Source organism: Janthinobacterium sp. BJB304 (genome assembly GCF_002735765.1).
Classification (GTDB): Bacteria; Pseudomonadota; Gammaproteobacteria; order Burkholderiales; family Burkholderiaceae_D; genus Janthinobacterium.
This window is the reverse complement of record NZ_PDZN01000020.1, coordinates 64,040-78,861: the sequence shown is the minus strand read 5'-3', so window position 1 is coordinate 78,861 and position 14,822 is coordinate 64,040. Positions and strand designations below refer to the sequence as shown.

Genomic DNA, 14,822 nt, shown 5'->3' with positions numbered 1-14,822 from the left:
CCATGTGCGCACCAGGCTATCCGGTCTTTCCTTTCAGCATTTACTGTGGGCGAAGATTTTCTGCTTACTTGCCCAGCTTACGAGATGCCATCACGCCACCATCGACATCCCATACTGCACCCGTTACCCAGGAGGCCTTGTCCGAAAGCAGAAAGACAATGCTCTCGGCCACATCGCGTGGCGTACCATTACGGCCGAGCGGATGGAAATCATTGAAATCTTTCAGCGCGTTATCCAGTTGATCTCCGGGAATGAAGCGCTCGAAGATGCGTGTTTCCACCATGCCCGGCGCAACCGAATTGATGCGAATACCGAATTTTGCCAATTCAGCGGACACGTGCCGCGTCATGGAGTCGAGTCCAATTTTCGCCATCGAATAGGCCGAGGCCAGCACCGTCTCAATCGCCTGGCGAGCTGCAACAGCTGTCACGTTGACAATGGAGCCCGGCTTCTTCTGCGCCACCAACGAACTGGCCACCTGTTGGGTAATAAAAAAGAGCGCCCGATTCAGATTCAGAAAACTATCGTAATCTTCGAGCGAATGCTCAAGGAACCCTTTAGGATAAAAAATACCAGCGGAATTGACTAGCAGATCGATGTCACTATGCTCGTTTTTCAACCTGTCGATTAATGTACGTACGCTGGCAAAATCCGAAAGGTCAGCAGTCAGTGCGAATGCCTTACCTTCGCCAGCAATGGCCGCCAATTGCTGGCGCGCGACCTCTGCCTTTTCCACGCGATTTCCCACGACCACCACTGTGCCGCCTTCCTGCGCCACCATCGTGGCCACTTCCAGACCGATGCCGCTGGTCCCCCCAACGACCAGGAGTTTGCGGCCATCAAAGCTTTTGGTATCCATCATCACGTTCCTTTTTCAGTTTATAAAAAATTACCAACTAGTAGGTAGGCATTCTAGCAGCCAATTTTGTTGTGTCAAGGAGTATTTGACTTGTTGCAATCCCTGTAATGAACGTGGAATGATATGTCCTGGCGCTACCTACGCACGTCTTGGCAATAGCTGGAAAAAATTGATGGTTTGGGCTACGCCCGTACGCAAGCTGAATCGAAGTAATGGTGTTTTTGTGCGATCGAATAGCATTGAACGTGTGTGGCTCTTTTCTTCAATGGATCGGAGGGTCAATGATCAGACGATTTCGATGAATTGTCGAAGTCTGATCTTGGTGCCATGGCTGCTTGAGTACCCCGGAAGCACAGGGGGAAATCGACACTCGGCTATGACGGATATCCTGCCTGACGTCGTACCGGGTTGCATAGGCCTTGTGCTTGATGCCTTCGCGCTTTAGAAGCGGGAAGAAGCTTTCAGCGACGATATTTTCCGTCTAGCGTCGGACTGAGCGTCCTCCGCTATTTGCCGTAGAAATTCTGCTTGATGTTCTGCCTCAAACTTAGCGGCAAGGTCGGCCATGTATTTTGCCTGGAAGACGGCAGCACGACCGGCTAGCTCCTTCGTCGCAAGGTCACGCTTCGCCTCCTCCGTCAGGTCACCCGAGAGGCTTTTGAGCGGTTTGGAAACGCTCAATATCTTTGGGATATTGATTTTCAAATAATCATTTGTTTAAATTATCTTTTCTATTCGCGCGCATGAATCCGATCCAGTACGTAGGTGACGATCATCATGACCAAGCCGGCCACGTCCAGCTGTTCGCGCATGCGCTCCTCATCGTCCTCGTCGTCCAGGCCGAGTTTGAATCGAGCAGCCGCAATAGGCCCATTGCGCCGATATCCCTCTACGCCATCGCCATCACAAAAACAGTTCTGCAGCTTGTCCAATGCATCCAGAATAGCCTGGTTGTGCACACCTGAACGGTAGCGCTTAAGAATCTCTTCGCCGACCTGCTCGGGCGTACCAGCGTAGCGCATCACGTGTACCAAGTCACCTGCGTCCTTGTTTTCAGCCCGCTGGTCGAAGGCAATTGCCTTCAAAATGAGAAATGACGTCACATCGGCGTACCGGACCAACTCGGTGGAAATGCCGGCACCATTGAACAATTCGGCTGTTACCTTCCTCTCGCAATACCAGTCATGTACAACGCCGGCATGACGAATGCCCAACGCAGAAACTTTTTCCCCCTCGATCGACAGAGGTCTACCTTCCTGGGAGCGCTCAGCTGCGTTATGCAGGAACTCGACCATCACACTTTCGTGCTCCGAAATCTGGTACACCCATTGCCAGCTACTCGGCCCAGTGGCGCCTGGCTTGAGATAGCGGTTGAAGCCACGCTGTTTCAGCTGCTCGCCCAACGATGCATAGCCCTCGCCTTCCGCAATCACCTGCAGGTTGAAGACGATGTCAACGTCAGTCGTCCCCGCATGCGCAGGCACATCTGGCGGTACTTCCGGCGTCAGGTAGCGTGGCACCAAGCCACCAACCAACCGGATGGAATCTTTCATGGTACCGAACGCGGTCAGCAAGGTGACCAATACCCGCTCGCACGCCAGCGTCTGCGCATTGTCGTAACCATCGGCTGTTTTTGGTTTTCCTGCAGTGGCCATCCTTATATTCCCAATTCTTGTAGTCGGAGTTGTTCGGCGAGTTCCTTGTTTCTTCCTTTGCCATCGAGCAAGTCAAGGTACAGGATAAACGGGTTGGCCAGCAATGCCCTGGAGGCCGGATCTTTTTTCGCAAACATGGTGCTGACACCAGAGCGTTCGATCAGTGTGACGTTAGCCCCCTTGTCCACCGGCTTCATCCAGAACACGTTCGCATAGAATTTTGCCTCACCTGGCGGAATGATCATGTCGATCGTATCAGTCCGGGTCAGATGTGGGACGACTCGGTTGGCTGCCGCGGCACCTGTAAATACACCGCTTTCCAGTGATTCGGCATCTATTTTATCGGCCAATTGTTCAATCAGATTTGCCGGGTCGGATGCATAGCAATGCCATTTCGTTTTCGTTTCCTTGCGCTGTGTCCACGCCTTCGCCCAAACGTCAAGCAACTCGGTGGGTTTGGACAGCCTGCGACGCAGTGTTCGGCCGCTCCCCTCGCTTTCGATCCATTCTCGGCGTTCCAGCTCAGCCAGCACGGTGGACACGGTGTAGGTAGAGGTCTGCGACATTTCTGCAAGCTCCAGCCCACTCCTGAAGTTGCGATGTTCCACCAGCAAGGTGAGGATCACCTGTTCCCGCGCACCGGTAAATAATGACAGTGCGCCACGGCGGGAAGCTGGCTTGGAGGAACGCTGAATATCAATCAACCATTCCTTGTGCCTTAGATAAAACGTCCCGCTGGCGTCAAAGTAAGCTAGGTGATGATGCCGTAAATCGTCCTTCGCACCTTCACTGAGGTGCTCGGCGGCGACCATCAGGATGATATCGTTGGCGTCGTCGTTGTCCTTCATAAATGCTTGGAGCTGCCAAGCGGCGTCGCGAACGTCTCTTGGATATGCTTGACGCAGCATTTCAATGGCGAGTCTTCGGTGGCCGTGGGGAGAGACGATATGCATCAGGCAATCTAGATAGCCACCATGATGTTCCACCTCAAAAATGGTTGCTTCGACCTCAATATCGACACTTTTCAAGGACTGCGTGACCAATTGCACGAGATTTTTTTCTGAGTTCGACATAGTTTATCTGCGCAGATATACGGCTGTTTTTGAATTTTGTTTAGCTAATTACGATAGTTTATCTGCGCAGATAAACAAGTGCAAGTAAAACGATGATCAAGCAACTTAGCCTTAACGAACAACATATTCTTCACCAAAGGCAATGTAGCGACAACGCACATGGCGTACAGACACCCACCAAGTCCAGGGACCGACGATATCATCGTCGGGGCTGCACAGCGCTTCTGATACGTCTCGATCTTTTTTTTCCTTCTCCCACCCCTCAGTGGGATGGGGATACCGCAGCGAAAAAATGCCCCGCCCCCCGAACGCACAACTCGTTCCGAACCAAGTGTTGATGGCGACGGCGCAGGCGATATGCGTGCCTCCCCCCAACAGTCCAACGCTGCCCAGCTAAGCGAGGGAAGCCGCATTGGGTACTCATCGTAATGGCGCTCCTTGCTTCACGACCACTCAATCTCTTGGGTGCTGCCCAGTGGGTCATCAAAACTATCCTTGAGGATCCCTTTGATCTTCAGTAACGGGCTCGTCGTGAATAGTCTAGTAATCACGACTAGATTACGGAAAAGGGCGCTTGGCACCTTTTGGGACACTAACAGGACAAACAACAGCCTGCTCCGGTAGAAGTTACATAATATACAGAACACAACGTCTAACCCACACTATGGACGGAGACAGGCTTCACAAGAGTTTCCCAATTTAGGGACGTCTCCGCATCTGACCAGTGCCCCTCACAAGGGGGCCGCGCAATTAACCCTCACAACAGGATTAACGCACAGTGATCGTACCTGCCTAGTACATCGCTTTCATTGGCGTGATTCCACTTCGCTTTACTCCCTTCCCATCTACCAATCTTTTTGACAGCGGTGCGCTGATTTAGTCGCTGGGAATAAATCCCGGCACTAGAAAAGCCAGACGACTGTTTTAGCTGCCAGGTCCACACTTGCCTAATGCGCCAGTACTTGGATTACTACGCCGCTGGCATCGGCCAGGGCTTAACCGCATGGAAAACCCACCAGAGGAAGCCGACGTCAGGACGGCGCAACATGCACTGATAGATGTCAACCAGTCACGTCGTGACAGTACGCTGAATGAATCTGATCTTCGGAAAACCTACCACAAGAAATAGGAGAAGCAACCCACAAAAATACTGGACATACATACGCTGGCGAGGATGTGAAAGTCCGTCGCGTCATGAGCAGCAGATAACACTATATGTATATATGAAGAAGCCCCGCTGATGGCCAGCAAGGTTGAACAGCAAACGCTTCACTTGGCAGGAGTGCATACCGCGCGCCTACTTTCTACTTTACGGAGATCGACAATGCTTCAGAATCAAAACAAGACCGTCCTTGAACAACTGATGGAGCTCACCTACAAGGCGTGGTGCTGGCACAATATGCTCAAAAGCTTAACCATGAATTTCCTCTCAAGCGACCTTGGCCAGTGGTTGCTCACCGGTGGTACTCATCTGCTTCAGCAGCTCGAACCCAGCAATATCTGCGGCATTTTGCACAGTGTTTTTCCGCTGGTTCTATAGGGAGTGAAAACTTCGGTCCCCTGTTGCGGGGGAGAATCTCTCTATACTCGTGCCCGATTTTTGCGCATGCACTAGCATCCCCACCCTGAGTCAACGTTTGGCCGAGGCGAGGGGTAGAAACAGCGTGAACCGCCAGGGACGCCTGGTGTGCAGCACGTCGTTGAGTTCACGCCCCCTATCGCAACCATGGAGCTCAATCCACACATTCAGCTTCAACCAGCATGCCTAGCCACAACCGCTGTCAAGCCAAAATCAAATTGAGCGTGGTCGGCTCGATATGGACCATGGTGGTATTTACGCTGGCGTGCCGCAGTGCCCCAATGTGGCTGCGGCGATGATCACGCTGTCATCATGCAGCGCGCGGCTCCTTACAATAGAACCGTCAGAATCAGGGAACGCAAGCGTTTCAAGAGGCACGTGCAGCTGGATGGGGACTTACGTCCAGTCTCAGGCCGCGAGCCGTTTAGAAATATTCGTCGCAATTTCTTCTGGCAATTTCACTCTTTCACTGAAAAACATTACTTCCGATCCCTCATACCGCCGTTGCGCCGTGTAATTTAGACCATATGTCAGTGACTGGGCGTAAGCATACATTTCCCGGATTTCATCAGCATTGTCGTAGGAAACCACCCATGGGCGGCGAAAACGCGAACTACCCAAGAGCTTGGCAATTTTTACGTGATCGTCGTGTTTGTAAAAATTTCGGTACAAACCTGCGCCTTTGACGTAGTAAGGTGGATCCAAATAAATTAATGATCGTAGTGGAAGGAACCGATGACACTCTAACAACAAATCATGTGCATCCCGTTCATATACGTTTATGCGCTCGGCGTGAGCCATGATACGATCCAGACGCAAACATAGTTCGTCTCGCATGAACCGCTCGCCAACCTTGTACGTTCCCGCTTGCTGCTTACCGCCGATTACACCACCTTTAAGTATCCCAGAGCGATTGGTTCGATTCATGAAGAGAGTGGCAAAACCCTTCTCAAGATCGGACGCAGGTGAGTTACCGAGCATCACTTCGCGCCAGTGATACCACGCATCCATCGTCACGGGCTCCTCCGCTACCATTTTGATAAGACTTTCAGAATCCTCGGTAGCTGCTCTCCAAAAGCCAGCAATCGCTGGATCGGCGTCATTGATGTGAATTTGTTCAACGACCCCCTCAAATAACAGGAACATAGCTACCCCTGCACCACCCGCGTAAGGTTCAAGATAGTGCCCGTTATCCAACCGACTCGCCTTCATCACGGAAGCTATGAGAGGCGCGAAACGCGCCTTCCCTCCAGGGTAGCGAAGTGGGGTGTAAAGTTTATTTGAGTACATATGATGTGACCAAACAGTCACTGGAAAGAATCATTGAACCCGTCATTCTACGTTATCCGCCTGGCAGTTGATGCGACTGCAGCCTCAAAATTGGTCACAAAACCTTTGACCTCTTCAGGGTAGCATCGTGCCCATTGCTCCAACACGCCCCAACTGACTAGCTTCGTCCAATGATCTTTCCACCAAGTTTTGCTTCCCTCGCGATTATTACTCGCACCACTTTCACCATCGAAGAAACTGCTCAGAATTTTATCGCTACTTGGGTTTTTAACATTAAAAGACAACATTGCCTCGTACAACGCTCCGTCAGAAGCACCTGCAGCACCGCGAAGAAACTTTTTGATGGTGTTCTCTGGCGAGCGGTCGGTACCTCCAGCCCCTTTGACACATGGAAGCTTGATAGTATTTCCACGCTGAGTAGCTTTTTTAGGTATCGGTGTATCTGCGTCCACAATGAGCACCCGATCCTTAAAAATTGGGTCCATATCTGGCAAACCGATTAAGTTTGAGCCTCCGACCCCAAGGGGGACCAATTTAATATGCACACCGTATTTTCTCCCCAAAACGCCCCTTTTATAGGCGGAAATCAGTGCATTACAGAACTGAGCACCTTCCGCGTCTTCAAAATAAACGCACAGTGCAGGCTTTTTGATCTTGACTGGGGCGTCGTCATTTTGAATTAAAGACATGTCCGCAAGAACCGCCTCCAGAGATTGATCCTCTGCCAAACGAGGATGTCTTGTGTCGACCAAATATATTACCTTATCGGGAGATCTGGCATCTCCTGAACCATCCGGGTGGATCGCTTCGATGAGCCGGGGAGAATGCGTTGTTACGACTATCTGCAGATCGAGTCGCTTGCCATATGTCTTTAGAGACCGCGTTAGTCGATCAATCGCATGGGGATGAAATCCGACATCCAGCTCGTCAATAATCAACAAACCGCCGTGGTAATCATCACCTTGGTCGCGTTTGAGCTTGTTGAACGAAGCTAACGCAGTTCCGATGCTCCCTAAACTATCTTGTCCCATCGAAATTGCAAGCGCAGCATGAGACACATATCCTGGTTGGGCTGTCTTCTTACCTGATCCTTTGATGCTTTGGTGTGTAATATCTGTCGTAACATCACTGCCAACGATTACCGAACGAACAAAATCTGCGAGCAACTCCTTGTCCTCGGCATGCATTGACATTGCCTTGCTTGCTACATCTTCTTCAGCAGCTTCCCCTACTGAAGCCAAACGTTTTACTCCCAAAAAAATTACAGGTAGTGGTATCTTTGCATCGTTTCCGAGGTCTCCTTCTTGCTGAGCATCCGAAGGACGTAGTTTTTGTTGGTCTTCACTATCCACAGTTCGGGGCACTACTCTTGCCCGCTGCCACTCGCTCCGATGTGTCATAGCACAACGCTTGCCTATCGACAACCCATCATATGCTGCTCTTACGATCGGAGCGGATGCCGGGTCTTTTTGCGCTCTTTCGACCTCGCTCATATCCAGGAAAACGATTCGTTCGATGCTGGCATAGAACGGTTCGCCGAAATAACTTTTAGGGCTTGACCTCCCTGTCAACCCAAACGTATTGGCAACCAAGCCGAGTATCGTTGATTTACCGATACCGTTATGGCCAGCGATCACAGTGATTCTGTCAGCAAAGCTAATGACGGTGTTCGAAAGTTTTCGGAATGGTGGATTAAAAAAATGAATCGACTCAAGTTTGTTCCGACGCGTGACTGGCGGCATGATTTTTCTCAATAAAAGATCAATTAGAATGTTTGCAACATTCTAACATCGTGCAATACAGTAACAAACTTGTTTTTGTGGAAAATTTCTTCAATCATTGCACGCACTTCATGTGTCTCTCGATACTGCCTTTTTTGAAGTTTTATTTCATTACGAAAAGCCTTTGAACGGATCGTTGAGTCTCGTATAAATCAGGACTGGAAATTGTAAAAATCAAGGACTTACCACGAAGATTTTCGTTTAACCCGGGACCGAATCTCACATAAGTGGGGTCTGAGGTGCAGTGGAACGGAAAACCGAGTTAAGGCTGGTTCGCGGCCTATTCGTCGCTCGCCGGGTTGCGCAACGGCCGCAATTCGCCTTTGGCCACTGCCTCCGGCACCGCGAATGAATACCGGCCCAGCATGTTGATGTGCTCATGCAGCAGCGGCGACAGCCTGGCAACATCTTCATCCCTCACTTCGAAGCCATCGTCGCGCAGCTGGTTCAATGAGGCCTCCATGTAGTTCGTGTTCCACAGCACGATCATGTTGAGCACAAGACCGAGCGCGCCAAGCTGGTCCTCCTGCCCCTCGCGGTAGTGCTGACGCAGCTCGCCACGCTTGCCATGGAAGACTGCGCGCGCGACGCTATGCCGCTCCTCACCCCGGTTGAGTTGGGTCAGCGTCCCCCGGCGCTTGGCTTCGTCATTGATGTAGGTCAGCGTGTGTAAGGTCTTGTCGATGCGGCCGAACTCGGCGATGGCCTGGGCTATCATTGAACGTCGCGACTACCGTACGCGACTTCGCATCTAACCAGGATTGAAAAATGATCGACATAATCTACGAAGCAGTGGAACGGCAATACTTCGAATCCGGAGATTTCAACGGCCTGCCGATCTACGCGTTAAAAGGTTCTTTTGATGTGGATACGCCCGAGTTCCGCTCTGTCCTGCGCAAGGGGATAGAGAACGAGGTACTGACCGCCAACTTCCACGGCAACACCCACATCAAACCCTTTTCCCGGATGCCGACGGCGAAGGTGCTTGAAGTCTTCGATTCCGCTGAGTACCCGTCCCATACTTGCCTTTACCCGCATCCCAGCAAGCTGGCAAGTTCGCCGCGCCTCTCCGGCTACGCGCAGGCCCCATACGAGCTTGAGTTGGCCAAGGGTGGCGGGCAACTCGATTTCCGAACGTTCGACCTGTCGATCCTGGAACACTACCGGAACGATCCGCGTTACTCGTACAGCACGGACTTTATCAATGGCCAGATCTGCATCGAAGACTCATACTACGAATCCGGAAAGATGGCCGAACACGACCAGATACTTCTCGAAACCTTCGGCTTCGCGTACGACGACGACCTGAACCGGTACGTGGCTGTCTTCCTGCGTTACATCTCGAAACTCAGCCCGGAACACCAGCGGGTATGGCATGCAAAGGAGGTCTCCGGAAACATCAAACTCCACCCCGATTACTATGCGTCTTCCATCGAGGGTTCTTGGGGAACGCGGATCTCGATTTTCGAAGCGTTCGTGATGGAATTGCAAACGATAAATGAGATGTGCGTGCTTATGAAACGCCCTCCGCTGTTCCGGGATTCGTTCAGCGAGGATCGCCCCAAAGAGTTCGGATTTCTCCTCCGGCCGACGGTTGCGGAATTCAACGACTTCATCCTGCTCCTAGACAAAATGATGTCCGAAAACATTGACAAGGACTTCTTCGGCAACGACGTGGAAATCGAAACTGACGAGGTGCGCGCCGATGGCAAGATCGTGGTCAAGCCCAAGGGAACTGTGCAGATACTGGAAGCCTGGTTCGCCAAGCTGTTCCGAGCAGCCGACGAAGGCCCCATGAAAGCCATGATCTCCAGTTTCAGGAAGGTTCGGAGGCTCCGCCAAGCACCGGCGCACAAGGTGAATGCCGACGCGTTCGACCAGGAAATTTTCCGGAAGCAGCGGGACATCGTGATCGATGCGTACAACGCCGTCCGAACCATCCGCTTAGCCTTCGCCAGCCATCCTGCGGTCAAGAAGAATCCGCCCGAGATAGACGAACAGCTTCACAACGGGGAGATTTGGGATATCTAAGTGCTAAAAACGGGAGCTTTGTTGTCAGTAGTACCAACACTTCTGCATCTAACTGGCCACCGTAGCTTTCAACTCCGTGTGGTAGACAGCAGGAATGCAAATTCCGATGGTTGTCAATGTTTTTGATATCGTTGGTGAGCTTTCATTCGATTCGTAGCAAGTCCTTTCGATGCAACATGCCGGCCGCCTCCGCCAGACGCTTCTCCCGCGCCCGGACATACACTGCCGTGGTGTCGGCGCTGGCGTGGCCGAGAATTTCCTGCACCACATACAGTTCCACCCCTCCTTCGATCGCCAACATACCGAACGTGTGCCGGAAGGCATGCGGCGTGGCCTCGATCAGGGCAAACATGTCTTCTGGTGACAGTTCGGCTTCGGCCCCCAGGGCCTGCAGGTCGTCGTGCACGCGCCGCAAGGCCCCTGTGACCACATCGTAAAGCGCTCCTGCCGTGTAGCCACGGTGGCCCGCCGTTCCATCACCATGGCGTGCCAGCGCCGCCGGTGTGGCCGGTATGACCAAGGGAGACAACAGCGGTCGATCATTGCCGGCCTGGTCAAAGTCCACACCGAGATCAGCCCAGTGCGCGCGCAGCGCGTCAATGGTGCGGGGACTGACGGGCAACACTCGCTTCTTCCGCCCTTTGCCCAGCACCTTCAGCATCCAGATGCCGGGCACATGGCGACTGGGCGTGAGCGCGTTGCGGCGGGCCGATACGGCTTCCGCGCGACGCAATCCCGAATCGCCCATCAACAACAGCATCACAAGGGCGATCCGGTCCCGCCCGCCGTCGGCTTGCTGCGCACGTCGCTCAAGCGCCGCGATCAAGACTTCCCAGGCCTCGGCCGTCAACGCCTTGTCGACCTGGATCGGGTCGGTCTCGATATCGACGACAGGATCCTTGACCGCAAGCCAGGGATTGCCTCCCAGGTAGCGCACGCGCGCCAGATACTCGAACGCGGCGCGCAATATCTGCACCGTCTGCTTTTGCGACTGCGGCGACATCGCCTGGTCGGAGAATGGCCGCCAGCGGCGGCTGGTGCGCGGCGCGCGCGGACCGCAGAAGCTCGCCGCCGGCATGACCAGGAAGCGCACATAGGCCTGGCATTCATCGACCAGCAACGACGAAATCGGCTTGCAGGCGATCAGCACGCTCCACAGCACGAGGCGCTCCAGCTCGCGCCGATACGCGCGCAGCGTATGCGGCTGCCCCTCATACCGCGCCAGGTAGCACTCGATCGCCTCCAGGTCGTTGGTGGCGCTGATGAAGCAAAACCGCTCGGCGCGATTGATGCCGCGGCTGCCGTCGTAAAGCGCGGGCAGTGAAAATGTTCCAAGCGGTGACAGCACGCCCTCGGCGACATCGAGCACCGGAAGATCTTCGCGCGTCACCAGCGCGCGCGTATCCGTATCGATGGCGCCAAGCGTTTCGGCATGTCGTTGCAGCCAGCGCGCCAGCACCTCGGCGCGGCCGAACCCGACGCGCGGGACCGCCCGCCACCAAGCCGGCCCGCGCACCCGCATCATCGCCATCAGTTCGCCGAGGGTGTGCACGTCCTCACCGCGCAGCGCGGCCGTCAGCCGCGGCCGAAACCACCGGCCGATCGCGTCATCCGGCATGGGGACCGGTTCCGGCAGGTCCGCCGCCTGTACCAGGATGGCGAGCGCCTTGACCGAAATTGAACCGCCGCGTCGGGCGTTTTGCAGGATGTCCGCGAACGCCGGATTATGTCCGATTGCGCGTTCGACCAGCTCGTCGCGCATGTGGATCAGAAATCGTTCGAGCCCCTGCTGCACCTGAGGGCTGTCTTCCTGGTAGTACAAGTCGGCGATACGTTGAATCGGCACTTTTTGAACAAAAGCGCGCAGCGCCGTGTAATCAGTCCGGTTATAGGTGATCGGCGGGATTACGACATTGGTATTCTGTGCCATTTATTTGCCTGCGTTCGCCGGGTGGTCGGTGGCAGCTGCATCAGCGGTATTGGCCGGGCGCGCCATCGCGGCGCATTGCTCAACCACTAGGCGCAGCACCAGCCACCAGAGGTATATTCCGTACGGCCCCTTAACCAGGCTCTCGTCGGCCAGGCCATGAGCCACCATATTGCGGAGATTTGGTCCTGACGGATCGCACATCAGCGCGCGTATCGTAAAGGTCAAGTCAACATCGAATGCGTCACGCATTTCAGGACGCTCGATCAGATTGGACAAGCCAATCTCGGTATCGAGACCAGCCACGTCATGGGTCGTGGTCAGCGCGCCGGTGGCTTTCAGCTTCATGCGGACGATATGTTCGAACTGCGGCACGAGAATATGCTCGGCCTGTACGAAATCACCACACCAGCCGGCGTGCAGCCCTTGGGCGACCAACGCAGCGCGCTCGTTTGGCACCAGCGGTGCCCGGCCGGCGAGTGCCTCGAACGTTCCGAGGTCAAAATGCATTTCCCGCCACATGGTCTCCAATGCGGGCAGGATCATACCCGTTACCGTTGCGGTACACTGCAGATGGCATGCCTGAGTGGCCTCGGCCAGCACCTGGGCATCGCCGCCCTCACCATCCACACCGACTCGGGGCCGCTGGGCGACCGCCCGGCCGTCACTGGCCAGTATCACCGAATCGAACAGTCTACTGATACGCCCTGTTGGCAGCGGCCGCTCAGCTGCCGCAATCAACTGTGCACGGTTCGGTAGCGCATGGATCCTGGTCAGTGCCCATAGCGCGCCGAATGGCGACCGGCCATGTACGCGATCCCGGGCTCTTGCGGCAAATGCCGACAGGTCGATTACGAGCTCGAACGATTCCATTTCGTTTAGGGCCTCACGCCCGGCCGCATCCTGCTGCGCGCGCACTGCAGCGATTATGGTATTAACCTGATGCTCTTCCCGGTACGCGCCCGGCACCGCGCGATACATGTCGATCGCTTTCGCATACCAATATTTTCGACTGATGGCGGCACTGGCGGCGTCGCCGATCATAACCATTAGCTGGCCGGTCAGGGTCAGCATGGCAGCCTCGTGCCGGTCACCAGCGGGTGCTCGTGTAAACCACCGTGCCGCCAGCTCGGCATATTCCAGAGCATCTGCATGCTGGCCCTCCCGCTGCCGGGCTTCGGCCTGCGCCGCTAATCGCTCACCAATGTCCGCCGCGTGGGCGCGCCCGGCGTCTTCAGCCCACAACGGCCCGAGATACGACAAAGCTATGCGATCAGGTAAAGCAACCACATCATAGAATGCACGTAACAAGCTGGCTTCAATCGATGCCACGCGTCCGGCGTCGCCGATCCCGAACGCCAGCTGCAGCGCGCGCCGCCACCCATCACGCCCCGACAGGAGCCAGCTGTCGCCATCGAGCGGTAGCTTGCAGTAGGTATCGATGGCCATGTAGGCAAACGCGATGCCGCAACGCCGCTCACGCAGCCAGACGATATCGGCCACGCGCGCCTTTAACAGGGTGTTCTCCACGCCCTCGGCGAACCCCGACAAGGTTGCGATCTCGTCCGATGTCAGGTCCTCAGGCATGAACCCGCGACGGCCGTCAGCTGCTTTCCACTCAGGTTGAAATGGTGCCCTCTTGTTGTCCGGTTCCAGCTGCAGCGAGCATATCCTGGCGAGCAGGATCAGCGCGCGCTCACGCGTCTGCTCCCCCTCCTGCTGCGCCGTGCGGATCTCAAGGTCAAGTTCCGTCGACATCGCGATATACCACTCCTCAGGGTCGCGCGCGATGGCCCGCTGATAGCCGCAACTGGCCAGGTCGGCGGCCGTGAGCGGCGACTCGGGCGATGTGGAAGGGGTGGCAGTCATGGCGACGTTGCTCCTGGGTGACCGGGACGGTGGGATGGCGCCCGGCATGGTGTGTAGTGGGCGGCCCCATAAAAATGGGGGTTTACCCGGCCATAATACCCGTTTCACGCACAAAAAGAGTAATAATCCTTCCGTGATAATACGGATTATCACGGAAGAACAGGCATTTCCAATGCGCTACCTCGCGTGTTACAGGGGTTTGCCAACTACCTGGCCGGTATGGTGGACCGTGACCTGGTGCTAGCCCAGTCCGTCTTCGGCAACAGGCGCCCTCCTCTGCCGCTGGCCGGCCACCACCACTTTCCCGCAGCACTACTGCCAGTCACTTGACCTGCGACCTTGGCGCCTGGACGACGGCGTCGCAGCTGTTGCTTGGTTTGATGGTGCTCCGGTCTGCTCCGTTGCCGTCCCCTCCTCTACTGCAGCATACAGACGGCCAAAGTGCGCCGGATAGAACGGGCTTCACCTGCTAGTCGAACAGTTGCTCTGCCGTCTACTGCATCAATCCATACCTAGTCGACGGTATCACCAACTGTTGGAGTGATGCGTGGGTGCGTGCGGCACGCACCGTATGGCATCGAGAGAGGACGAACCGGCGGCCTACGTACCGTACGGCACAGCCTACGCAAGTCGTGCGGCCCGGCCTGCAGTCGCTACATCAGCGCTGGCATCATCGCCTGAGGTGCTTTGGCCAGGGCACGAGGCATGTTTTTTGTCGCCGGTAGCATCGCCCCACCGCGCACGAGGGACGGCCCAAG

The 14,822-nt window shown here is 55.0% G+C and carries 10 protein-coding genes and 1 pseudogene; 2 read left to right on the top strand and 9 right to left on the bottom strand.

What is annotated here, in order from left to right; all coding sequences use genetic code 11:
- Window positions 1-64: 64 nt before the first annotated feature.
- The 4 genes from CSQ95_RS22020 to CSQ95_RS22005 form a co-directional block, all read right to left on the bottom strand.
- Window positions 65-859, bottom strand: coding sequence for an SDR family NAD(P)-dependent oxidoreductase (locus tag CSQ95_RS22020; protein WP_099411101.1), 795 nt, complete (start codon window positions 857-859; stop codon window positions 65-67).
- A gap of 441 nt (window positions 860-1,300) precedes the next feature.
- Window positions 1,301-1,564, bottom strand: coding sequence for a hypothetical protein (locus CSQ95_RS22015; protein ID WP_099411066.1), 264 nt, complete (start codon window positions 1,562-1,564; stop codon window positions 1,301-1,303).
- A gap of 26 nt (window positions 1,565-1,590) precedes the next feature.
- A complete protein-coding gene (locus CSQ95_RS22010) occupies window positions 1,591-2,514 on the bottom strand; it encodes a hypothetical protein (protein ID WP_099411065.1) in 924 nt (307 codons plus the stop codon).
- Window positions 2,515-2,516: 2 nt separating this feature from the next.
- Window positions 2,517-3,587, bottom strand: a complete 1,071-nt coding sequence (locus tag CSQ95_RS22005; RefSeq protein ID WP_099411064.1) for a type IV toxin-antitoxin system AbiEi family antitoxin — start codon at window positions 3,585-3,587, stop codon at window positions 2,517-2,519.
- Window positions 3,588-4,827: 1,240 nt separating this feature from the next.
- On the opposite strand from CSQ95_RS22005, the gene CSQ95_RS22000 reads away from it, so the two are divergent.
- Window positions 4,828-5,127, top strand: coding sequence for a hypothetical protein (locus CSQ95_RS22000; protein ID WP_143450040.1), 300 nt, complete (start codon window positions 4,828-4,830; stop codon window positions 5,125-5,127).
- A 447-nt stretch (window positions 5,128-5,574) separates the two neighbouring features.
- Here the strand turns inward: CSQ95_RS22000 and CSQ95_RS21995 are convergent, their stop codons facing one another.
- The 3 genes and pseudogenes from CSQ95_RS21995 to CSQ95_RS21985 all read right to left on the bottom strand — a co-directional run.
- Window positions 5,575-6,456 (bottom strand): DNA adenine methylase, encoded by an 882-nt coding sequence (locus CSQ95_RS21995; protein WP_099411062.1) that lies wholly within the window; start codon window positions 6,454-6,456, stop codon window positions 5,575-5,577.
- A gap of 47 nt (window positions 6,457-6,503) precedes the next feature.
- Entirely contained in the window at window positions 6,504-8,198 is a 1,695-nt protein-coding gene (locus CSQ95_RS21990) for an AAA family ATPase (RefSeq protein WP_099411061.1), read from the bottom strand.
- 319 nt (window positions 8,199-8,517) lie between these two features.
- Window positions 8,518-8,964 (bottom strand): annotated as a pseudogene (locus CSQ95_RS21985) (Tn3 family transposase); the annotation flags it as partial.
- A gap of 41 nt (window positions 8,965-9,005) precedes the next feature.
- Here CSQ95_RS21985 and CSQ95_RS21980 point away from each other — a divergent pair.
- Complete coding sequence (locus tag CSQ95_RS21980; protein WP_099411060.1) at window positions 9,006-10,268, top strand: AAA family ATPase; 1,263 nt, start codon at window positions 9,006-9,008, stop codon at window positions 10,266-10,268.
- A gap of 142 nt (window positions 10,269-10,410) precedes the next feature.
- Here CSQ95_RS21980 and CSQ95_RS21975 read toward each other — a convergent pair whose 3' ends face one another.
- Together CSQ95_RS21975 and CSQ95_RS21970 are read right to left on the bottom strand one after the other, a co-directional pair.
- Window positions 10,411-12,198, bottom strand: a complete 1,788-nt coding sequence (locus CSQ95_RS21975; protein ID WP_099411059.1) for a site-specific integrase — start codon at window positions 12,196-12,198, stop codon at window positions 10,411-10,413.
- Window positions 12,199-14,064 (bottom strand): DUF4209 domain-containing protein, encoded by a 1,866-nt coding sequence (locus CSQ95_RS21970; protein ID WP_180279134.1) that lies wholly within the window; start codon window positions 14,062-14,064, stop codon window positions 12,199-12,201. It abuts the gene before it with no gap.
- Between the last annotated feature and the right edge of the window lie 758 nt (window positions 14,065-14,822).